This is a genomic window from Qipengyuania sp. 902 (assembly GCF_051195295.1).
In the GTDB taxonomy this organism is placed as follows: domain Bacteria; phylum Pseudomonadota; class Alphaproteobacteria; order Sphingomonadales; family Sphingomonadaceae; genus Qipengyuania.
The window spans coordinates 681,188-700,008 of record NZ_JBNJLJ010000002.1; the positions used below are offsets into that span (position 1 = coordinate 681,188).

The 18,821-nt window shown below is 64.3% G+C and carries 23 protein-coding genes; 12 read left to right on the top strand and 11 right to left on the bottom strand.

Annotated elements, in window-relative coordinates; genetic code table 11:
• Positions 1–132 precede the first annotated feature (132 nt).
• The 3 genes from ACSH0F_RS08430 to ACSH0F_RS08440 all read left to right on the top strand — a co-directional run bounded on the left by ACSH0F_RS08430 (position 133) and on the right by ACSH0F_RS08440 (position 1,946).
• Positions 133–573 (top strand): MucR family transcriptional regulator, encoded by a 441-nt coding sequence (locus tag ACSH0F_RS08430; RefSeq protein WP_278328212.1) that lies wholly within the window; start codon positions 133–135, stop codon positions 571–573.
• Positions 574–646: 73 nt separating this feature from the next.
• Positions 647–1,069: a Fur family transcriptional regulator gene (locus ACSH0F_RS08435; RefSeq protein WP_221587950.1), complete on the top strand. Its 423-nt coding sequence runs from the start codon at positions 647–649 to the stop codon at positions 1,067–1,069.
• Positions 1,041–1,946 carry a lysophospholipid acyltransferase family protein gene (locus ACSH0F_RS08440; protein ID WP_435201756.1) on the top strand — a complete coding sequence of 302 codons (906 nt, stop codon included), beginning with the start codon at positions 1,041–1,043 and terminating at the stop codon, positions 1,944–1,946. Before ACSH0F_RS08435 ends, ACSH0F_RS08440 begins: the two co-directional genes overlap by 29 nt.
• Here ACSH0F_RS08440 and ACSH0F_RS08445 read toward each other — a convergent pair.
• From ACSH0F_RS08445 to ACSH0F_RS08465, 5 genes are all read right to left on the bottom strand, one after another.
• Entirely contained in the window at positions 1,943–2,827 is an 885-nt protein-coding gene (locus ACSH0F_RS08445) for a LysR substrate-binding domain-containing protein (protein ID WP_435201758.1), read from the bottom strand. The two genes, ACSH0F_RS08440 and ACSH0F_RS08445, sit on opposite strands and share 4 nt — an antisense overlap.
• 70 nt (positions 2,828–2,897) lie before the next feature.
• A complete protein-coding gene (locus ACSH0F_RS08450) occupies positions 2,898–3,821 on the bottom strand; it encodes a hemolysin family protein (RefSeq protein WP_435201760.1) in 924 nt (307 codons plus the stop codon).
• Positions 3,822–3,842: 21 nt separating this feature from the next.
• Positions 3,843–4,331: an rRNA maturation RNase YbeY gene (gene ybeY / locus ACSH0F_RS08455; RefSeq protein WP_435201762.1), complete on the bottom strand. Its 489-nt coding sequence runs from the start codon at positions 4,329–4,331 to the stop codon at positions 3,843–3,845.
• A gap of 201 nt (positions 4,332–4,532) precedes the next feature.
• A complete protein-coding gene (locus ACSH0F_RS08460; protein WP_435201764.1) occupies positions 4,533–5,213 on the bottom strand; it encodes a hypothetical protein in 681 nt (226 codons plus the stop codon).
• A 117-nt stretch (positions 5,214–5,330) separates the two neighbouring features.
• Positions 5,331–6,374: a PhoH family protein gene (locus ACSH0F_RS08465; RefSeq protein ID WP_435201766.1), complete on the bottom strand. Its 1,044-nt coding sequence runs from the start codon at positions 6,372–6,374 to the stop codon at positions 5,331–5,333.
• A gap of 199 nt (positions 6,375–6,573) precedes the next feature.
• Here ACSH0F_RS08465 and ACSH0F_RS08470 point away from each other — a divergent pair, with 199 nt between their 5' ends.
• Positions 6,574–7,467, top strand: a complete 894-nt coding sequence (locus tag ACSH0F_RS08470) for a hypothetical protein (protein ID WP_435201768.1) — start codon at positions 6,574–6,576, stop codon at positions 7,465–7,467.
• Between the two features lie 15 nt (positions 7,468–7,482).
• Here the strand turns inward: ACSH0F_RS08470 and miaB are convergent, their stop codons facing one another.
• Together miaB and ACSH0F_RS08480 are read right to left on the bottom strand one after the other, a co-directional pair.
• Positions 7,483–8,826: a tRNA (N6-isopentenyl adenosine(37)-C2)-methylthiotransferase MiaB gene (gene miaB, locus ACSH0F_RS08475; RefSeq protein WP_435201770.1), complete on the bottom strand. Its 1,344-nt coding sequence runs from the start codon at positions 8,824–8,826 to the stop codon at positions 7,483–7,485.
• Positions 8,827–9,265: 439 nt separating this feature from the next.
• Positions 9,266–9,727: a peptidylprolyl isomerase gene (locus ACSH0F_RS08480; protein ID WP_435201772.1), complete on the bottom strand. Its 462-nt coding sequence runs from the start codon at positions 9,725–9,727 to the stop codon at positions 9,266–9,268.
• A gap of 202 nt (positions 9,728–9,929) precedes the next feature.
• Here ACSH0F_RS08480 and mgtE point away from each other — a divergent pair, with 202 nt between their 5' ends.
• From mgtE to ACSH0F_RS08500, 4 genes are all read left to right on the top strand, one after another.
• A complete protein-coding gene (mgtE, locus tag ACSH0F_RS08485; RefSeq protein WP_435201774.1) occupies positions 9,930–11,378 on the top strand; it encodes a magnesium transporter in 1,449 nt (482 codons plus the stop codon).
• 30 nt (positions 11,379–11,408) lie between these two features.
• A complete protein-coding gene (locus ACSH0F_RS08490; protein WP_305933006.1) occupies positions 11,409–11,798 on the top strand; it encodes a DUF1489 family protein in 390 nt (129 codons plus the stop codon).
• Between the two features lie 95 nt (positions 11,799–11,893).
• Entirely contained in the window at positions 11,894–12,028 is a 135-nt protein-coding gene (locus ACSH0F_RS08495) for an Entericidin EcnA/B family protein (protein WP_278328199.1), read from the top strand.
• A gap of 137 nt (positions 12,029–12,165) precedes the next feature.
• Positions 12,166–12,408 (top strand): hypothetical protein, encoded by a 243-nt coding sequence (locus ACSH0F_RS08500; protein ID WP_435201777.1) that lies wholly within the window; start codon positions 12,166–12,168, stop codon positions 12,406–12,408.
• 54 nt (positions 12,409–12,462) lie between these two features.
• On the opposite strand, the gene ACSH0F_RS08505 is transcribed toward ACSH0F_RS08500, so the two are convergent.
• The 3 genes from ACSH0F_RS08505 to ACSH0F_RS08515 form a co-directional block, all read right to left on the bottom strand.
• Positions 12,463–13,146 carry a DsbA family oxidoreductase gene (locus ACSH0F_RS08505; protein ID WP_435201779.1) on the bottom strand — a complete coding sequence of 228 codons (684 nt, stop codon included), beginning with the start codon at positions 13,144–13,146 and terminating at the stop codon, positions 12,463–12,465.
• The gene (gene nudC / locus ACSH0F_RS08510) at positions 13,143–13,925 is read right to left on the bottom strand and encodes an NAD(+) diphosphatase (protein WP_435202200.1); all 783 of its coding nucleotides are present in this window, start codon (positions 13,923–13,925) and stop codon (positions 13,143–13,145) included. The genes ACSH0F_RS08505 and nudC overlap by 4 nt, the downstream gene beginning before the upstream one ends.
• A 71-nt stretch (positions 13,926–13,996) precedes the next feature.
• Complete coding sequence (locus ACSH0F_RS08515; RefSeq protein ID WP_435201781.1) at positions 13,997–15,325, bottom strand: serine hydrolase domain-containing protein; 1,329 nt, start codon at positions 15,323–15,325, stop codon at positions 13,997–13,999.
• A gap of 109 nt (positions 15,326–15,434) precedes the next feature.
• On the opposite strand from ACSH0F_RS08515, the gene ACSH0F_RS08520 reads away from it, so the two are divergent.
• Positions 15,435–15,656: a hypothetical protein gene (locus ACSH0F_RS08520; RefSeq protein WP_435201783.1), complete on the top strand. Its 222-nt coding sequence runs from the start codon at positions 15,435–15,437 to the stop codon at positions 15,654–15,656.
• On the opposite strand, the gene ACSH0F_RS08525 is transcribed toward ACSH0F_RS08520, so the two are convergent.
• Positions 15,653–16,660 carry an A/G-specific adenine glycosylase gene (locus ACSH0F_RS08525; protein WP_435201785.1) on the bottom strand — a complete coding sequence of 336 codons (1,008 nt, stop codon included), beginning with the start codon at positions 16,658–16,660 and terminating at the stop codon, positions 15,653–15,655. The genes ACSH0F_RS08520 and ACSH0F_RS08525 overlap by 4 nt on opposite strands.
• Positions 16,661–16,680: 20 nt before the next feature.
• On the opposite strand from ACSH0F_RS08525, the gene ACSH0F_RS08530 reads away from it, so the two are divergent.
• The 3 genes from ACSH0F_RS08530 to ACSH0F_RS08540 all read left to right on the top strand — a co-directional run bounded on the left by ACSH0F_RS08530 (position 16,681) and on the right by ACSH0F_RS08540 (position 18,818).
• Entirely contained in the window at positions 16,681–17,259 is a 579-nt protein-coding gene (locus ACSH0F_RS08530) for a DUF721 domain-containing protein (RefSeq protein ID WP_435201787.1), read from the top strand.
• A complete protein-coding gene (locus tag ACSH0F_RS08535; protein ID WP_435201789.1) occupies positions 17,256–17,963 on the top strand; it encodes a DsbA family protein in 708 nt (235 codons plus the stop codon). Before ACSH0F_RS08530 ends, ACSH0F_RS08535 begins: the two co-directional genes overlap by 4 nt.
• A 111-nt stretch (positions 17,964–18,074) precedes the next feature.
• Positions 18,075–18,818 carry a thioredoxin domain-containing protein gene (locus ACSH0F_RS08540; protein WP_435201791.1) on the top strand — a complete coding sequence of 248 codons (744 nt, stop codon included), beginning with the start codon at positions 18,075–18,077 and terminating at the stop codon, positions 18,816–18,818.
• The last annotated feature ends 3 nt before the right edge of the window (positions 18,819–18,821 follow it).

Consider the following 18,821-nt stretch of genomic DNA (forward strand, 5'->3'; position numbering starts at 1 on the left):
CGCCAATTCACTTGTATATTTGCGTCAAAATAATCCTGTGAACTGGACGCTTTACTTCTCTTGTCGATTTTATACAATGTTGCTTATCAAAGGGTCACATCAAGAAAGACAGGCTGAAGGGAGCCTTGCCGAATGGACACTATCGAAACCGACATGACCGAAACGCTGATCACGCTGACCTCGGATATTGTCGCTGCACACGTGAGCAACAATAGCGTGGCCGTCGAGGACGTGCCGACGCTTATTTCCAATGTCTATTCAGCCCTTTCCGGCCTCGACGGCGCAGGCTCCGCCGCCGAACCCACTCCCGATCCCGCTGTTTCGGTCCGTTCTTCGGTAAAGAAGGACCATCTCGTCTGCCTCGACTGCGGCAAGAAGATGAAAATGCTCAAACGGCACTTGTCGACCGAGCATGACATGACGCCGGAAGACTATCGTGCGCGTTGGGGACTGTCGGCCGATTATCCGATGGTCGCGCCGGACTATGCCGCCACCCGCCGCGACCTTGCGGTAAAGATCGGCCTTGGCCGCAAGCCCGGCCAGAAGCGCGGTCGCAAGAAGAAGAGCGCATAAAGCCCTTCGGTTCGCCTTGAGGAAGACGCCCCGGCCCGATAAGGGTACGGGGCGTTTTTCAATCGGGAAGCAAATGCACCAGAAAATCGATCTCGAGCAATTGTGTGCCGACAAGGGCCTGCGCATTACCGAACAGCGGCGGGTTATCGCGCGCGTCCTGTCGGAAAGCGACGACCATCCCGATGTCGAACTGCTCCACGAGCGCGCCAACAAGATCGATTCCGGCATTTCGATCGCGACGGTCTATCGCACCGTGCGCCTGTTCGAAGAGGCCGGGATCCTCGACCGCCACGATTTCGGCGATGGCCGCGCCCGCTACGAAGCGGCGCCCGAGGCTCATCACGATCACCTGATCGACGTGGAAACGGGTAAGGTCATCGAATTCGTCGACCCCGAGATCGAGGCGCTGCAGAAGCAGATCGCCGAGAAGCTCGGTTATCGCCTCGTCGACCATCGCCTGGAACTCTATGGCGTCCGGCTCGACCGCGAAAGCTGAGCGACGCCTAGCGCGCTATACCGAGCGTCGGCTGGCCGCCGCGCGCGGAGAAAAAGTACCGCTGACGGCCACCGGTTGGGTGCGGTTCACGTTACGGGCGCTCGGCATACTCGCGCTGCTGATCGTGTTCGTGCCGCTGCACTATCTCTACCGCATTTTCGCCTATGGTTCGCCCTTCCCCATGCTGTTCCTGCGCTACACGGCGCGAGTAATCGGGGCGCGGGTCACTATCGTAGGCACGCCGCTGCGGCGGGACGTTTTCTTCATCTCCAATCACCTGTCGTGGGTCGACATACTCGCCTCTGCCGGTGCCAGCGGGACGGCCTTCGTCGCCAAGCAGGAACTGGCCGAGGTGCCGGTGATCGGCTGGCTGTGTCGGCTCAATCGCACGGTGTTCGTCAAGCGCGAGAACCGCTTGGGCGTGGCCGAACAAATCAACGCGCTGAAGGAAGCGCTGCAGGACAATTGGTCGGTCACGGTCTTTCCTGAGGGCACGGTGACGGACGGACAGTCGCTGCTGCCATTCAAATCCTCTATGCTGTCGGTGCTGGAGCCGCCGCCGCCCGGTGTCCTCGTCCAGCCCGTGATGCTCGACTATGGCGAGAATGCCGAGGAAATTGGCTGGGTCGGCGACGAAAGCGGATTGCACAATGCAATGCGGGTCATGGCACGCAAGGGTACCTTCCCACTACGCATCAATTACCTCGAGCCGTTCAGTCCGGAGGACCATCGCGGACGCAAGGCGATCGCCGCCAAGGCGCGCGAGGAGATCGAGGAAGCGCTGGTTGCCGCACTCGGCAGGCCACTGCGCGATTTCCAGCATGTCGTCGATGCGGTGTGCTATCGCCCCAAGGACGGCACCGCCGACGCCACTTAGAGTTCGGCGCCGATCAGCCAGTCGTGGAACAGGCGCACGGGGCGCTCTTCCAGAGCGGTCGGCTTGCACACGAACCAGTAGCTGTAGGGGCTTTCCACATCGACATCGAACAGGCGGGCGAGCCGGTTGTCGTGCGCGCGGCGCAAGTGATCGTCATGCATGATCGCAATGCCGAGGCCCTGCGCAGCCGCTTCCAGCATGATCTGCCCTGAATCGAAGTGATCGATTGCCGCAGGCTCCAGATCGGGCATGCCGATCTCCTGCCGCCAGGCGACGAAGCTTTCGGACAGTTCGTTGTGAATCAGGAAGGTCTGCTTGGCGAGAGCTTCCTGATCCGGATCATCGCCCAGCTTTTCCTGCAATCCGCGGCTGCAGATCGCATGGACCTTGTTGTAGTCCAGTCGCACGGCGTGCAGGCCCCGCCCCGGCCCGCGCGACAGGATGATGGCCGCATCGAGCAAATCGCCGACCCGATCCTCGAGATGCGCGCCCGTATCGATATCGATGTGCAACAGCGGGTGGCGCGCGCGCAACTCGCCGAGCTTGGGGAACAGGCGCTGTGTGCCGAACAGCGGCAGCACGCCAAGGCGCAAACGGAGCAGCGAGAGATTGTCGGACTGGCTCTCCACCGCCCGCGCAAGGGCCTCCAGCTGCGGATTTACCGCTTCGTAGAACGCATGGCCATCATCGGTCAGCTGCATCGACTGCCGTGCACGCGTGAACAGCTTCTTGCCGACGAATTCCTCGAGGTTTCCGATCCGCCGCGACAGGGCCGAAGGGCTGAGGCCCAGTTCCTCCGCAGCCGCCCGGGCGGAACCCAGCCGGACGGTGCGCACGAAGGCTTCGAGCGCACGCAGGGGGGGAAGTCGCCGGGTTGCCATGATGCTTGCTAGCTATGGACGGGACGCGCAACTGTCGAGGGCGAATGTGCGAATTCGTGCAACAATGCGGTCAGTCGCTTTGGCCCTCGTCCTCGCCGGCAGGCTCGTGCAGGCGCAGGCGCTTCACGTGCGTCTCGTCGCCATCGGTAACCTCGATCCGCCAGCCGCTTGGATGCGCGACCACCGTGCCGACCTGCGGGACTTGCTCGGCCAGCACGAAGGCGAGCCCGCCCAGCGTATCGACAGATTCCTCGACCTCGGCGAGCGCGGGATCGACCTGCTCGGCCACATCGTCCAGCTCGGCGCGCGCGTCACAATCCCACATTCCGGCGCCGATCGGCACGATCCATTCCTCGGGCGCGTCGTCGTGCTCGTCCTCGATCTCGCCGACGATTTCCTCGACCAGATCCTCGATCGTGATGATCCCGTCGGTGCCGGAGAATTCGTCCACCACGATGGCCAGGTGCATGCGCTGGGCGCGCATGTCGGCCAGCACATCGAGCGCATTGCGCGTCTGCGGCACGTAGAGCGGCTGGCGCATCAGCACGGTCCAGTCCGCCGGCGGTTCGTCTCCGCGCGCCAGATAGGGAAACACGTCTTTCAGATGGACCATTCCGATCACATGGTCGAGCTGGTCGCGATAGACGGGCATGCGCGAATGGCCGTGTTCGGCGAAGGTCTCGACCAGCTCGTCCCAGCTGGCCGTCGCGTTCATGGCGACGATCTCGCCGCGCGGCACGGCGACGTCGTCGGCATCGTGTTCGGAGAAGTGCAGCAGGTTGCGCAGCATTTGGCGCTCGACCTGCGAGAGATCGCCCGTGCCGCTATGCTCGGGCTCGTCCTCGCCGTTCTCGTCCTCGTGCTCGTCGATAGCTTCTTCCAGCTGCGCGCGCAGGCTGCGCTCGCCGCCGTCGGGATCGAACATTTTCCGGATTGCGAGCCACAGCCCGCTTCTACTCTCCGCGTCTCCGGCGGGTGATGACGAATCGGGCATGGCCCTAACAATGCGCTCCCATCAGTTGCGATCCCCATATGGGTCGGCGATGCCCATTTTTGCAAGAGCGGCGATCTCGAGCGCTTCCATGGCCTCGGCCTGCGCGTCGCTATCGACATGGTCGTGCCCGGCGAGATGGAGCAGGCCGTGGACGATCAGATGGGCGGTGTGGTGTTCGAGGCTGACGCCCTTCTCCGCCGCCTCGCGCGCGCATGTTTCGTGGGCAAGCGCAATATCGCCGAGCATTTCGGGCGGGCCCTCGGGCGCGAGCGCGAGCAACTCGTCGCGTTCCAGCATGGGGAAGCTGAGCACATTGGTCGGCTTGTCCTTGCCGCGCCATTCGCGGTTGAGGTCGTGGACCTGCTCGTCGGTGGTGAAGAGGAGCGATGCGGTGAGGCGCTCGCTCGCTAGGACTGGCTCCACCCCGGCTGCCGCCGCGACCACGCGCCCGGCAAGGCCCTCCCAGTCAAGCGCCGCGGGCCACCCGTCCATTGCGATATCGAGGTCCATCAGCCTGCCGAACTCCGAGACATGGACCGCATGTTACACTGTCCAGAGCGGAAATACCTGCCTTCCCTTCGCGGGATGCAAACTGGTGGAAGCGTGCAGAGGAAACCGTAAGCCATCCGCGCCATCTAGCGGAGCATCCGAAGGTAGGAAAGCGACTGCTGGCGTCTGCTTTTGGGTGGGAAACGGACGTTAGCTCAGCAGCTACATTGAGTGGTGGTAGAGCCACCATCCGAAATGCTTCAGCGGTCCACGATCGAAGAAAGCAAACTCCAAACATTGCTCAATCACGAGGGCAGGCCCCACGATCAACCACACTGGATGAATTTTCCCATAGCGCAGCTGATCGCGCACAGCTGCTACAATGATCGGCGAGTAGGCCATCACCAGCCCGAGGGAGATGTCGGGGTAAGGGAGGGCGGGGAATAAATGTCGCAAGCGAAAGAATGCGGGCCACAACAGTTGGATCGTAGCCAGCATCATCAGTCGCTTGTGCCAATCTGCTCTTCGCCGAAACCAGAGCGCAGTAATTGCCAGCATGAGGTAAAGGGAAAGCCCCGAAACAGTCCCCGCCAGCGATGATGTTGCGGCTGACCCTTGCTCGCCAAAGTCCCGCTGCGCCGCCCACAGCGCGGTTGCGATACCGCTCCACCAGACAAGTACCGCAAGCGGAAGCGCGCTTTGTCCGAGCTTTCGATGCAGCGGTGTTCGCTGCGCTCTGACGAGCACGCTCTGTGCAATTATCAACACAATCCACGCAAAGGCGACTGCGCCGTGAAGATGTACGAACCATGGGGCGGCAAATGTGCGCCGCACCATCGGCAGGGCATAAGTTACGCCGAAGCCCAATGTGACCACTGCGAGTCCGCCAAGCCCGAATGCCAAGTAAAAAAAACGTCGCGCGATCGCGAGCCCACGGATTTGACATGTGATTGCCCCCAAGCGCGATATGCCGGAGGACGCCCGTGTCCGCAATCGGGTCGTTAGCGGACACTTGCTGCCTTACCCTCCGGGCCCCTCATACGCCTCGACGATCCGCCCCACGATCGGGTGGCGCACCACATCGGCTGCCGTAAACCGGATCGTGCCGAAGCCTTCCAACCCCTCCAGCTTGCCGACCGCATCGGCGAGGCCGCTCATGCCGCCGCCGCCGGGGATGTCGACCTGGTTCGGGTCGCCGCAGATGACCATGCGGCTGTTCTGACCGAAGCGGGTGAGGAACATCTTCATCTGCTCGCGCGTCGTGTTCTGCGCCTCGTCGAGGATCACGAAGGCATCGGCCAGAGTGCGTCCGCGCATGAAGGCAATGGGCGCGATTTCGATCTCGCCGCTCGCCAGCCGCCGCTCGACCTGTTCGGGCGGCATGCAATCGTAGAGCGCATCGTAAAGCGGCCGCAGATAGGGATCGACCTTTTCCTTCATGTCGCCGGGCAGAAAGCCGAGCTTCTCGCCCGCCTCCACCGCCGGACGACTGAGGATCAGCCGCTGCACGCTGCCGGTGATCAGCTGCGCCACCGCCTGCGCCACGGCGAGATAGGTCTTGCCGGTACCCGCCGGGCCGAGGGCGAAGATGATGTCGTCGCGCACGAGGCTGCGCATGTAGGTCGCCTGCATCGCGCTGCGCGGAACGATGGTCTTGCGCCGTGTGCGGATCATGATCGGCGGGGCGTTCTTGCCCTTGCCTGGTTCGGCATCGACGATCCCGTCGAGCGTGGGTTCGTCCGACATGGCGATCAGCGCTTCGATCGCGCCGCCGTCGAGCTCCTGCCCGATGGCCAGCCGGTCGTACATCGCCTTCAGCACATCGCGCGCGCGGGCGACGCTGTCTTCCGGGCCTTCGATATGGAGCTGGTTGCCGCGGGCCGAGATGAACACGCCGAGCCGGTTTTCCACCTGCACCAGGTTCGCATCGAACTGGCCGAACAGCGCGCCGAGCAGGCTCTGGTTGTCGAAGCTGATATCGACCTGCGCGCGGCGAACCTCGCGCTGCGGACTGGGCGGCGGGGTGAAGGACCTGGCGTCCTTCGGTGCGGGTTTACGGGCCATGCGCTCCTTTCGTGTGTGAGTCGGAAATGTAGGCCCGATTATGGCGCGCGCAAGCTGGAGGCCCCCTCCGGATGGTGGATAGTAATACCGATGTCATCCAGCTGTGCGTTGATCGGTTGCGCAAGTCGTTGGTCGAACGGCTGGGGCATCTGCCGAAAACGGTTTGGCTTTCTGCGGTGGAAATACTGGAACAGGCGCCATGAAAAAGCTCATGATCTCCTCCGCCATCGCGCTTGGTCTGTCCAGCGCCGCCCCCCTGATGGCGCAGGACGCCGATCCTGCCGAAGAAGTCATCATCGTGACCGGCGAACGCGAGCAGGAGGCGATGGAGCGGGTCGAGGGCATGACCCGGGCGATCACCCGCCGGCCCCGCGTCGACAAGCCGCTGGCCCGCCAATACGGCCAGATCTGCGTCGGCGTGATGGGCATGGACCCCGCCTATGCCGGGGTGCTGATCGACCGGATCGAGGCCAATGCCCGGCGGCTCGACATCGCGATTGCCGGCGAAGGATGCCAGGTCAACACGCTGGTCGCCTTCGTGGACGACGGCCCCGAGGAAGTGAAGCAGCTGCGCAAGGATGCGCCGTGGCTGTTTTCCACGCTGCTCGATTACGAATACGACCGGATCCTGCGCGGCAGCGGCGGGGCGCATGCGTGGCATTCGACCGAAGAGAGAGAGGTCGACGGCAAGCAGCTGGCCGTGATCGAGGTCGGCGATCCGCCGCGTCAGGTCAAGGCGGGCGATCCCTTCAACGCCACCCGCATGACCCAGCAGATCCGCATGGACATGATCGGCTCGGTCGTGCTGATGGAACGCGCGCTGGTGCCGGGCAAGACGCTGCAGCAGCTGGCGGATTTTGCCTCCATGCGCAGCTTCGCCTCGATCGACGACATGGCCTCCGACAGTCCGGATGCTACGCCGACGATCCTGTCGCTCTTCCTCGACGCCAACGCAGCGCCGCAGGAAATGACCGAATTCGACTGGGCCTATCTCGAAGCGCTCTATCGTCTGCCGCGCACGGCGCGCGGCGAGCAGATCCACGATGCAGCCTGGTCCGAATATCGCAAGAAGGTGATCCGCGCGAAGGATTGACGCGCTGGCAGAAGCTCAGGCGGCGACGGTTTCGCGCAGCTTGGCGCTGAGCGAGTTCGGGCCCGCCTCGAGCAGTTCGACCTGCACGAGGTCGCCGATCGCCGCATCGCCTTCGAACCAGGCGCTTTGCAGCCATGGGGTCTTGCCCAGCCACTGGCCCGCGTGCTTGCCCTTGCGCTCGACGAGGACTTCGCACGTGCGCCCGACACTCGCCTCGTTGAAGGCCAGCTGGTCGCGGTTGAGCGCGGCCTGGAGGCGCTGGAGGCGGTCGTCCATGACCTCTTTCGCGACCTGTCCGTCCATAGTCGCGGCGGGCGTGCCGGGACGGGGCGAATATTTGAAGCTGAAGGCCTGCGCGTATCGGACCTCGTCCACCAGCGCGAGCGTTTCTGCGAACTCGGCATCGGTCTCGCCGGGGAAGCCGACGATGAAATCGCCCGACAGCGCGAGGTCGGGCCGCGCGGCGCGGAAACGGTCGAGCAGCTTGAGATAGCTTTCCGCCGTGTGGCTGCGATTCATGGCCTTCAGGACACGGTCGCTGCCCGCCTGCACCGGCAGGTGGAGGAAGGGCATCAGCTTCTCGATCTCGCCATGTGCGGCGATCAGATCGCCGTCCATGTCGGCGGGGTGGCTGGTGGTGTAGCGGATGCGCGCGAGGCCCTCGACCTTCGCAAGGTCGTGGATCAGGCCTGCGAGACCGACGCGGTGGCCTTTCTCGTCCTCGCCGCCCCAAGCCGAGACATTCTGGCCGAGCAGCGTGATTTCTTTCGCGCCTGCATCGACCAGCTTCTTCGCCTCGGTGACGAGGTCGGCATAGGGACGGCTGATTTCCGCGCCGCGCGTATAGGGCACCACGCAATAGGTGCAGAACTTGTCGCAGCCTTCCTGCACGGTGAGGAAGCTCGCCGGGTTGGTGCGGCGGCGCTCCGGCAAAGCAGCAAACTTGGCGATGGCGGGCATGTCGGTGTCCGTCGCCCGCTCGCCCTGAACCGCCCTGTCGAGCATTTCGGGCAGGCGGTGATAGGCCTGCGGGCCGACGACCATGCTGACCGCCGGAGAGCGCTTCATGATCTCCTCGCCCTCGGCCTGCGCGACGCAGCCCGCGACCGCGATCAGCGGTTCCTTCCCTGCCTCGCGCCCCGCCTTGGTCAGGCGGCCGATGTCCGAATAGACCTTCTCCGCCGCCTTCTCGCGAATGTGGCAGGTGTTGAGCACGACGAGGTCGGCCTCCTCCCCCTCGGGCGCAGGCACGATGCCGCGCTCGCCCAGCATCTCGGCCATGCGCTCGCCGTCATAGACGTTCATCTGGCAGCCGAAGCTCTTGACCCTGTAGGTTTTGGGGGAGGTGGTCGGTTTCATAAGAAGGGGTTTATCATCAATCGTAGGGAAGGCATTTAATTCGCAGCGGTGCGGACAGAAGCCCTGCTCCTGATCCATGCTCCCATTTCCGGCCTTAATAGTAGCCAGACTTGTGCGAAAGCCAGGACGTATAAGAGCGCGGTTGCTGCTTGCTCAAGGAACGAGCCACCCCAATAGGCTTCTCGATAAAGGTCTGGCTGCCATAACATCGTGGCGGCGATCATCAGAAACCCGAAAAAGAGCAATATAAGCATAAGCCATCTCGCCCACGCATAACCGCCGCGACTTACGAGCAGAATGAGTACTAACATTCCTATCTGAAAGAGAGCGCCTCCGATATCTGCCGCGCCGCCGAATATGACGGCCAAAGCTAACGAGATGATCGAAACCACCTCGAAGGCCCGAACCATCGTCGGCGGTCGCGGAGAGCCCTCGCTCATTAGCCAACAGTCGCCTTCACGATTTTGCCCGGGTTTGCCGGCGGCTCGCCCTTGGGGAGCGCGTCGACGTGTTCCATGCCGCTCTCGACCTGGCCCCAGACGGTGTACTGGCCGTCAAGGAACTCGGCGTCGTCGAAGCAGATGAAAAACTGGCTGTTGGCGCTGTCGGGCACCTGGGTGCGGGCCATCGAGCAGGTGCCGCGGGTATGCGGTTCGCTGTTGAATTCGGCCTTGAGGTCGGGCTTGTCGCTGCCGGACATGCCGGTGCCGGTCGGATCGCCGCCCTGCGCCATGAAGCCGGGGATCACGCGGTGGAAGACCACGCCGTCGTAGAAGCCTTCGTTGGCGAGCGTCGTGATGCGCTCGACATGGTTCGGCGCGAGGTCGGGGCGCAGCTTGATCACTACGTCCTTGTTCTCGCCGTCGCCGGTGTCGAGGGTGAAGGTCAGTGTTTCGGCCATTGCTCTTGTCTCCAATCAATCTTTCCGTTCGCCCTGAGCTTGTCGAAGGGCCGTTCTTCACTTTTGGCACGAAGCGGAAAGTAGAAGGACAGGGCTTCGACAAGCTCAGCCCGAACGGATGGGGTTCTGTGTGTGGGTCCGTAGCAGTTTACACGGCAGTGTCACGGCTTGCTTTTCGGTAGCCTGTGCCTAGAGCGAGCGCATGAGCGAGAGCGACCGCCCCCTCGACGAAGACGGTTTCCTGCTGGCGCGCGAGCCGGAGGAGGAGGCGCGCCCGGACGACCGCATCGACGACGAGCGGATGGACGAGGAAAACACGCTCAAGAAGGAATATGTCGAAAGCGTCGAGGAAGCGCTGGAAGAAGGCGACACGGCGCGCGTCTACGACCTCGTCGAACCGCTCCACCCCGCCGACATCGCCGACCTTCTGGAGCTGTTCGAGCGCGAGGAACGCTACCAGCTCGCCGAGGCCATCACCGATCTGATGACGTCGGACGTGGTCGCGGAGCTCAACGACTACGTCCGCGAGGACATGATGGAAGGCCTGCCGCCCGAAGCGGTGGCGCAGATCGTCGACCAGCTGGAAACCGACGACGCCGTCCAGCTGATCGAGGATCTCGACGAGGCCGACCAGCGCGCCATCCTGGCCGAGGTCGAGCTGGAAGACCGGATCGCGATCCAGTCCGCCCTCTCCTATCCTGAGGAAACCGCCGGCCGCCTGATGAGCCGCGACCTCGTGGCGGTGCCGGAACACCTGACCGTCGGCGACCTGATCGATTATCTGCGCGACGGGCGCGAGCTGCCGGACGAGTTCTACGAGATATTCGTGGTGGACGAGAAGCACCACCCGGTCGGCACCTGCGCGCTCAGCTGGGTGCTGCGCGCCCCGCGCGCCATCGCATTGGCCGACGTGATGAAGCGCGACCAGACGCTGATCCCCGTCATGCTCGACCAGGAAGAGGTCGGGCTGATGTTCCAGAAGTACAACCTCATCAGTGCCGCCGTGGTGGACGACGACGGGCGGCTGGTCGGCCAGATGACGGTGGACGACGTGGTCCACATCATCTCCGAAGAAGCGGGCGAGGACGCCCTGCTGATGAGCGGCGCGGGCGAAGGCGACATCAACGAGCCGATCCGCGAGGCTTATTCGGCGCGCGTGCGCTGGCTGATCGCGAACCTCGGCACGGCACTGGTCGCCTCGCTGATCATCGCGCTGTTCGGCGCAGCGATCGAGAAACTGGTCGCGCTGGCCGTGCTGATGCCGATCGTCGCGAGCATCGGCGGTAATGCGGGCACGCAGACCATGGCCGTGACGGTGCGCGCCATTGCCACCAACCAGCTGACCCGCAGCAACACGCGGCGCATCCTATGGCGCGAGATGCGCGTGGCCCTGCTCAACGGCGCGACCATCGCCGTGCTGATCGGCGCTGCTACGGCCGCGTTCTTCACGCCGCTGCTGGGCGTGGTCATCGCCCTTGCCATGGTGATCAACGTGGCGGTGGCAGGCCTTGCGGGCGTGCTAGTCCCGGTGGCCTTCGAACGGCTCGACCAGGATCCGGCGGTGGCGAGCAGCGTGTTCGTGACGATGATCACGGACTCGATGGGCTTCTTCGCCTTCCTCGGTCTGGCGGTCGCGCTGGGGGTGGTTTGACTTGGCTGGCGCGCGCCCTACATCCTCCCCATGCCGCTACACCTGACCAAGATCGCTTTCGGCGCGCAGTCCTATGACGATATCGAAAGCTGGTACGCACAGCGGCGCAGCCCGAACCTGACCACCCGCTATCGCCCGACCAAGTGGGAACAGTGCATCGGCGGCTCGCTCTACTGGATCCACCAGCACAGCATCGTCGCGCGGAGCGAAATTCTCGGCTTCAGCGAGACTAAAACCGGACGCTGGTCGATCGACCTGAAGCCCGAACTCGTCCGCGTCTACCCGCGCCCCAAGCGCGCCCATCAGGGCTGGCGCTACCTCAAGGGCGAACCGCCGCGCGATCTGGAAGAGGGTGAGGATATAGGCGACGCCCTGCCCGGCAAGCTCGCCGGAAAGCTGGAACGGCTCGGCTTGATCTAAGGCCCTGTCTGCCACTCCGTTGGAACGGCTTACTCGATAAGTTGTTGATTGCCCGTCGCCCGGACAATTTCGCCCGGCGCCAGGGGAGTATGACAATGAAAAAACGTGTCCTGACCATTTTCGCATTCGGCGCCGCCGCGCTGCTGTCGGCCTGCAATACCGTCGACGGTATCGGCGAAGACGTCGAATCCGTGGGCGATTGCGCCGACGGTGTGGAAGGCAACTGCTAACCACCGGCGACAAGCCAATGCAATTCGATGGCGCTGCCCCCTCGGGTGGCGCCATCGTCGTTTCGGGCTTCATCCCGCGCGTTTCTCTGCGGAACTAGCCGCCCTTCCCGACCATTGGTTCAGTGAAGGAGATACACATGCCCGAACGTCAATCCAAGCATCCCGACAACGACTATATCGACGAACTGACCGAAAACCCCACGCCGAGCCATCAGGGTTCCGCAGGCGGTGAAGTCAATCGCCGTGTCGGCAAGCGGGGCGAAGAGAACAGCGCCAAGGATCCCGCCAATCGCGAGCCCGAAGTCGGCTCCGACAATCCGCAGCAGGATGCGAAGAAGGGCGACAAGACCCTTGCCGCGATGCAGGATTCGCGCGGCTGATCAGCCGGACAATTCGAAGACAAGCGCCCCGCCGGACCGGTGGGGCGTTTTCGTTCAGGCGGGCACCTTTTCCGCAACGCGCCGCAGAGCGTTTACATAGGCTTCGGGCGGCTGCGCGCCGGGGATCATGAACTTGTTCTCCACGATCATCGCGGGCACACCGGAGATGTTGAGATCCCAGGCCGCACGTTCTTCGGCGCGGGTCTTGTGGGCGATTTCCTCGCTGGCGAGCGCCGCTTCGGCCGCCGCGCGGTCCAGCCCGACGCTCTCAGAAACGTCGAGCAGCACCGGTTCCTCGCCGATATTACGACGCTCGTTGAAATGCGCCTTGAACAGCGCGAGCTTCAGTTCGGTCTGCTTCCCAGGACCGTGCTCCTCGCCCGCCCAAGTCAGCAGCTTGTGCGCAGCGAAGGTGTTCCACATCATTGCCTCGGGCGCCGGATCGGAGCCCTCGTAATCGAGCGAGACGCCCGCCGTCTCCGCAGCTTCGCGCATGCGGCCCTGCACGGTACGCGACTGCTCCGGCGTCGAGCCGTATTTGCGCGCGATATGCGCGGTGCGCTCTTCGCCTTCGGCGGGCATATCCGGGTTGAGCTCGAACGCATGCCAGCGAATGTCCGCCTCGATCTCGCCATCCAGCTGCTCGAGACCCTTTTGCAGATTGCCCCAGCCGACCAGGCACCAGGGGCACATCACGTCGGACCAGATATCGATCCGCAGGGTTCTCGGTTCGCTCATTGCTTTACCCACCATTCCATCAGGTGATGCGCAATAGCATGGCGCGGCGGGCAGCGGAACGGGCCGTTGCCGGCAAGCGCCGCCTCGACATCGGCGCGGGTGAAGAATTCGATCTCCGCCATCTCGGTTTCGTCTATGGTGAGATCGTCGCTGTCGGTATGGCTGTGGCAGCCGATCATCAGCTGGCTGGGGAACGGCCAGGGCTGGCTGGCAATATAGCTGACGTCGCGCACCTCAATGCCCGCTTCTTCCAGCACCTCGCGGGCGACCGCTTCCTCAATACTTTCGCCCGGTTCGACGAAGCCGGCGAGCGCGGAGAAGCTACCCTCCGGCCAGCCGAGCCCGCGGCCGAGCATCAGATGCCCCTCGAACTCGACCAGCATGATGGTGACCGGATCGGTGCGCGGGAAATGGCTAGCACCACAACTGCTGCAGTCGCGCTGCCAGCCGCCCTTGGCGAGCTTGGTATCGCCGCCGCATTGCGCGCAGAAGCGATGGCGGGCGTGCCAGTCGGTCAGGCTGCGCGCGCCGCCGTAGAGCGCGAGGTCGTCGGTCGAGAGCGTCGCCATCAGCGACCAGAGCTGCGGGTTCGCCATGCGCGGCCGGGAATCGCCTCGCGGCGGAACTGCGGCGAAGCAGGCCTTACCCTCGTCGAGGCCGAGAAAACACAGCTCGGCATCCTCTGGCGCGTCGGCCAGCGTGCCCCAGCCAAGCCGCCCCTCGTCGTCGAGTGCGGGCATCAATCCGTCGAGCGCGAGCAGTCGCGCCTTCCAGTTCATGTACCCTGCCAGCCGCTCCGGATCGGCGCGGACATCATCCGCCCGGTCGAGGCGCGAGCCGGTGAAGGCGATCAAAGCGCCTCTCCCGCTCCCTGCCGTGCCGCCTGCATGGCGGCGAGATCGGCCATCACGGCCTTGGGGAACTCCGCATGGATCGGATAGGCTTCGGACGGCATGTACTGCGTCATCAGCGTGCCCCGAAGCCCGGCGGCGAAATTGACGAAGCCGACCGTGCCGGCCGCGCCGCCCCAGCCGTAGCTGCCGTCCGACACGCGCCCCCCTGCACCGAAGCCCTGTCCTTCGACCCAGGTGTTCTCGGTCGTCGCGGTGTCGGGCAGCAGGTTCGATGTGCCGAGCCTGACCGCCGCCTCACTCATCACGCGCTTGCCGTCGATCGCGCCGTAGCCCAGCAGCATCCGCAGGAAGCGATCGTAATCGCGGCTGGAGGAGACGAGCCCCGCCCCGCCGAAGGGGAAAGCCGGCTTGTCGAGATAGATCGACGCCCTGGCCGGATCGATCGGCAACGGTGTATTGTTGAGAATGCCGTAATTGGTGGTGAAGCGGTCTACCTCGCTTTCCGGCACGGTAAAGAAGGTGCTGTCCATCCCGGTCGGCTCGAAGATCCGCTCTTTCAGGAAAGCATCGAACGCCATGCCGCTGGCGACTTCGATCACGCGGCCCATCAGGTCGAGGCCGACCGAATAGCTCCATTTGGTGCCGGGCTGGAGGACCAGCGGCAGTTCGGCGAGCCGGTCTGCGAACACATCGAGACCTTCCACCGCCTGCGCACGCCCGATGCCGGGGATCGGCATGCGGCTGACCTGCCCGGGAACGAGGCCGCGCTGCTCGTAAGCCTTGGTAATCGGACCCTTCTGGACGATGCCGTAGCCGAGGCCCGCCGTGTGGGTGAGCAGATGGCGCACCGTGATCGGCCGCTCCGCCGGGACGACCTCCTCGATCGAGCCGTCATAGGTCTTCTGCACCTGGATATTGGCATAGGCGGGCAGCAGTTCGGCGATCGGCTGGTCGAGGCCCAGGCGGCCTTCGTCCACCAGCATCATGGCGGCCATGCCGGTCACCGGCTTGGTCATCGAATAGATACGATAGAGGCTGTCGGGATCGACCTTGGTCGGACCGCCAAGCGCCAGCGTACCGCGCGCAATGGTAAGCGGATCGCGCTGGCCCCAGCCGAGCGTCGCAACTATGTTCGCGACCTTGCGCGAACCGACATATTTGTCGACCATCGCCTCGACATTCGTCCACGTTGCAGCCGGAGTGCGTGCAAACGCCTGGCGCCCCATCGGCACGCTCGCCAGCGCGGCGCTCGCGGTCAGCCAGGCACCGCCGCGCAGCAGCGAGCGGCGGGAAATCTGCGGGGTGTCAAATTCGCGATATGCCATGAAAGTCCTCTCCGGTGGGGTCGCCCGGCTATGTGCGGGACCATAGCTGAACGGTCAATTGCGAATTGAAACGCTTGATTATAAGCGCTGTGCTAACCATATAAGACACATGCTGAACATCCTCTCGTTCCTCTTCGGACTCGTCTCGCTCGTCATCGTCATTCCGGCGACCATCCCCTTCCTCGGCTGGGCCAACTGGCTCGCCTTGCCGCTGATCGTGATCGGCATCATCGTGGGGCAGCTTTCGTCGAGCAATTCGGGGCGCAACTTCAACCTAATCGTGCTGCTGGTCGCCGTCATCCGGCTGAGCCTCGGCGGCGGGATACTCTAGGCGAGCGCCAGCCGCGCGGCCTTGGCGAACAGGGTCGGCAGGCCGGCCTCGTCGAGCGTTTCGAGCGGCCACCACTCGCCCTCACCCAGCGGCTCATCGTGCCTCTGAACCGAGAGTTCGAGGTCGAAATGCGTGAAGCCGTGACGCACGAGGCCGAGCGGTTCCCCATCCGGTCCGCCTTCCCCGTCGCCGCGCGCGCCCCAGCCATCGTCGGGCAGTGCGCGCATCCCACCGAGCATCCCGGTGCCTTCACGTCGCACGAGCCAGACCGCATCGTCGCGCTCGACCCACCACGCGCGGCCCTTGCGTAACGGCTTGGCCTTCTTGGGCGCCTTCACCGGCAAGCGGGCAGGATCGCCGGCCTTCCTGCCTTCGCATTGGTCCGCCAGCGGGCACAGCAGGCACTTCGGGTCACGCGCCGTGCAGATCGACGACCCCAAATCCATCATTGCCTGCGCGAAATCGCCCGCGCGCTCGTCCGGCGTGATCGTATCGGCCTTCGCCCGGATCGCCTTGCGCGCGCCGGGCAGGGGCTCGTCGGTGGCGAACAGCCGCGCAACCACCCGTTCCACATTGGCATCGACCACCACTGCGCGCTTACCGAAGGCGATCGCGGCGACGGCGGCGGCGGTGTAGTCGCCCAAACCGGGCAGCTTGCGCAGTTCCTTCTCGCTGGACGGGAAAGCTCCCATGTCCGCCACTGCGCGGGCGCATTTCACCAGATTGCGGGCGCGCGAATAATAGCCCAGCCCCGCCCATGCCGCCATGACGTCTTCCTCCGGCGCAGCTGCCAGCGCTTCGACCGTCGGCCACCGCTTGGTGAAGGCGGCAAAGTAAGGCTTCACGGCAGCCACCGTAGTTTGCTGGAGCATCACCTCCGACAGCCAGACACGAAAAGGCTCGGGCGCGGGCGTTCCGGGCGGTGCGCGCCACGGCAGGTCGCGCGCATGGCGATCGTACCAGTCGAGCAAAATTTCGGAGACAGTGGCGGCCACGCCGCGCATATGGCATTGCGGCAGGTGCAATGGAACGGGACGACAGCAAAACGGGCGCTAAAAAGCCGCACGCATCAAGCAGCGCAGCGGTAGGCGGAAAAAAACCGAAGACCTACACCCGCCCGCGGGGCGGCGGGGCGAAGCCGATCAGCGACCTCATGCCGCAGATCGGGCGCAGCGCCTTTCGCCGCTTCGGCTTCGTACAGAGCTCGGTCGTCAGCCGCTGGCCGGAGATCGTCGGGGATACGCATTCGCGCGTCTGCACGCCGGAGATGATCCGCTTCCCGCCGGGCGAGAAGTCCGAAGGGATCATGCACCTGGTCGTCCTGCCTGCCCATGCGCCGCTGATCCAGCAGATCCTGCCCGACATCATCGAGCGGGTGAACCGTTTCTTCGGCTACCGCGCGGTCGCCCGGATCAAGCTGCGGCAAGGTGCGGTTCAGGCGCCCCCTGCGAAGGACAAACCGAAAGCGCCGCCGTCGCTCAAGCCGATTCCGATGGAACTTGGCGACAGTCTGCGCGATATTGGCGATCCCGAACTGCGCACGGTGCTTGAATCGCTCGCGCGCGGCCTCGGGTCGCACAACGAGGGACAAGACGACACGTGAGCAGGAAAACATCGCTTTTCGCAGGCTTTCTGGTGGCAGCGGCGAGCACATTCGCGCTCGGCGCCAGCGCTCAGGGCGGCCTGCCGGTCAAGGGCGGCAACTGGGCCGGCATGGTCGCGGAAACATCCGGCGGCCATTTGCTCGGCAATCCGAAGGCCGAGACCAAGCTGGTCGAGTACATGAGCTACACCTGCTCCCACTGTGCCAGTTTCTCGCGCACCGGTGATGCGGCGCTCAAGCTGCTATATGTGCCCAGCGGGCGGATGAGCTTCGAAATCCGCCATCTTGTCCGCGATCCGGTGGACCTTACCGCCGTGCTGCTGACCCATTGCGGCGAGGCGAAGAAATTCCCCGGCAATCACGAAGCCTTCATGGCGCGTCACGATACATGGATGGCCAAGGCGCGCAAGACCACGCAGGCGCAGCGTGCCCGCTGGCAGTTCGGCTCGCTCGGTGCGCGCTTCCAGGCAATCGCCAGCGATCTCGATTTCTACGACATCATGGAAGCACGCGGCTATTCGCGCGTCGCGGCGGACAAGTGCCTTGCCGATGAAGCCAAGGCCAATGCGCTGGCCGAAGGATCGCGCGCCGATATCGAGGCGCACGGGATCAGCGGCACGCCCAGTTTCATGCTCAATGGCGAGCTGCTGGACGGCACCCATGCCTGGGAAGACCTCCAGCCGCAGCTCGACAAGGCGCTCTGAACGCATTTCGGCGCGGTTTTCGGGGGAAAGCCTTGTGGATACCCCCTGCCCCGCCTTTCCCTGGCGGTTTCGCCTGATCTAGCCTCCGCTTTACCGACAATGAGGATATTCATGACCAAGACGTTTCGTTTCGCCCTCGCTGCCCCTCTCGCCTTGGCGCTGGCCGCCTGCGGTTCGGACGCTGCCGATACCGGTGGGGAGATCGAAGGCGAGGCTGTCGCGGCCGTCCCCGCGCCCGAAGGCACCCAGTGGAGCGACACGGTCACGGTTACCGACATGGATGGCTACATGATCGGCAATCCGGATGCGCCGATCAAGCTGGTCGAATACGCCTCGCTGACCTGCCCTACCTGTGCGCGCTTCGCCGCCGAGGGTATGGAGCCGCTGATCAGCGAATATGTGAACTCGGGCCGCGTCAGCTTCGAGCTGCGCAACCAGATCCACGGACCGCACGACCTTGCGCTCGCGACGCTGGTGCGCTGCACGGCGGATGAGGCCTTCATCCCGCTGTCGGACCAGGTGTTCGCCAACCAGCAGCAGGTGCTCGGACCCATCTTCGAAAACCAGGCCGCGGTGGAGCAGTCGCTCAACCTGCCGCCCGAGCAGCGCCTCGTACGGCTGGCTGAAGTCGGCGGCTTTTACGATTTCTTCGCAGCGCGCGGGCTGAGCGAGGATCAGGCGCGCGAATGCCTCGCCGACGAGCAGGCTTATACGACCATCGCCGATAACTCGACCCGTCAGTCCAACGAGTTGAACATCACCGGCACGCCGACCTTCCTCATCAACGGCACGGCAGCGGACGCCAACACCTGGGCTGCGCTGGAGCCGATCCTCCAGCGCGCCGGCGCCAGGTAAGGC

What these genes read in the sequence shown, in the direction of transcription:
- ACSH0F_RS08430 (WP_278328212.1), top strand. Translation starts at nt 133, where the DNA reads ATGGACACTATCGAAACCGACATGACCGAAACGCTGATCACGCTGACC.
- ACSH0F_RS08435 (WP_221587950.1), top strand. Translation starts at nt 647, where the DNA reads ATGCACCAGAAAATCGATCTCGAGCAATTGTGTGCCGACAAGGGCCTG.
- ACSH0F_RS08440 (WP_435201756.1), top strand. Translation starts at nt 1,041, where the DNA reads ATGGCGTCCGGCTCGACCGCGAAAGCTGAGCGACGCCTAGCGCGCTAT.
- ACSH0F_RS08445 (WP_435201758.1), bottom strand. Translation starts at nt 2,827, where the DNA reads ATGGCAACCCGGCGACTTCCCCCCCTGCGTGCGCTCGAAGCCTTCGTG.
- ACSH0F_RS08450 (WP_435201760.1), bottom strand. Translation starts at nt 3,821, where the DNA reads ATGCCCGATTCGTCATCACCCGCCGGAGACGCGGAGAGTAGAAGCGGG.
- ybeY (WP_435201762.1), bottom strand. Translation starts at nt 4,331, where the DNA reads ATGGACCTCGATATCGCAATGGACGGGTGGCCCGCGGCGCTTGACTGG.
- ACSH0F_RS08465 (WP_435201766.1), bottom strand. Translation starts at nt 6,374, where the DNA reads ATGGCCCGTAAACCCGCACCGAAGGACGCCAGGTCCTTCACCCCGCCG.
- ACSH0F_RS08470 (WP_435201768.1), top strand. Translation starts at nt 6,574, where the DNA reads ATGAAAAAGCTCATGATCTCCTCCGCCATCGCGCTTGGTCTGTCCAGC.
- miaB (WP_435201770.1), bottom strand. Translation starts at nt 8,826, where the DNA reads ATGAAACCGACCACCTCCCCCAAAACCTACAGGGTCAAGAGCTTCGGC.
- ACSH0F_RS08480 (WP_435201772.1), bottom strand. Translation starts at nt 9,727, where the DNA reads ATGGCCGAAACACTGACCTTCACCCTCGACACCGGCGACGGCGAGAAC.
- mgtE (WP_435201774.1), top strand. Translation starts at nt 9,930, where the DNA reads ATGAGCGAGAGCGACCGCCCCCTCGACGAAGACGGTTTCCTGCTGGCG.
- ACSH0F_RS08490 (WP_305933006.1), top strand. Translation starts at nt 11,409, where the DNA reads ATGCCGCTACACCTGACCAAGATCGCTTTCGGCGCGCAGTCCTATGAC.
- ACSH0F_RS08495 (WP_278328199.1), top strand. Translation starts at nt 11,894, where the DNA reads ATGAAAAAACGTGTCCTGACCATTTTCGCATTCGGCGCCGCCGCGCTG.
- ACSH0F_RS08500 (WP_435201777.1), top strand. Translation starts at nt 12,166, where the DNA reads ATGCCCGAACGTCAATCCAAGCATCCCGACAACGACTATATCGACGAA.
- ACSH0F_RS08505 (WP_435201779.1), bottom strand. Translation starts at nt 13,146, where the DNA reads ATGAGCGAACCGAGAACCCTGCGGATCGATATCTGGTCCGACGTGATG.
- nudC (WP_435202200.1), bottom strand. Translation starts at nt 13,925, where the DNA reads ATGAACTGGAAGGCGCGACTGCTCGCGCTCGACGGATTGATGCCCGCA.
- ACSH0F_RS08515 (WP_435201781.1), bottom strand. Translation starts at nt 15,325, where the DNA reads ATGGCATATCGCGAATTTGACACCCCGCAGATTTCCCGCCGCTCGCTG.
- ACSH0F_RS08520 (WP_435201783.1), top strand. Translation starts at nt 15,435, where the DNA reads ATGCTGAACATCCTCTCGTTCCTCTTCGGACTCGTCTCGCTCGTCATC.
- ACSH0F_RS08525 (WP_435201785.1), bottom strand. Translation starts at nt 16,660, where the DNA reads ATGCGCGGCGTGGCCGCCACTGTCTCCGAAATTTTGCTCGACTGGTAC.
- ACSH0F_RS08530 (WP_435201787.1), top strand. Translation starts at nt 16,681, where the DNA reads ATGGAACGGGACGACAGCAAAACGGGCGCTAAAAAGCCGCACGCATCA.
- ACSH0F_RS08540 (WP_435201791.1), top strand. Translation starts at nt 18,075, where the DNA reads ATGACCAAGACGTTTCGTTTCGCCCTCGCTGCCCCTCTCGCCTTGGCG.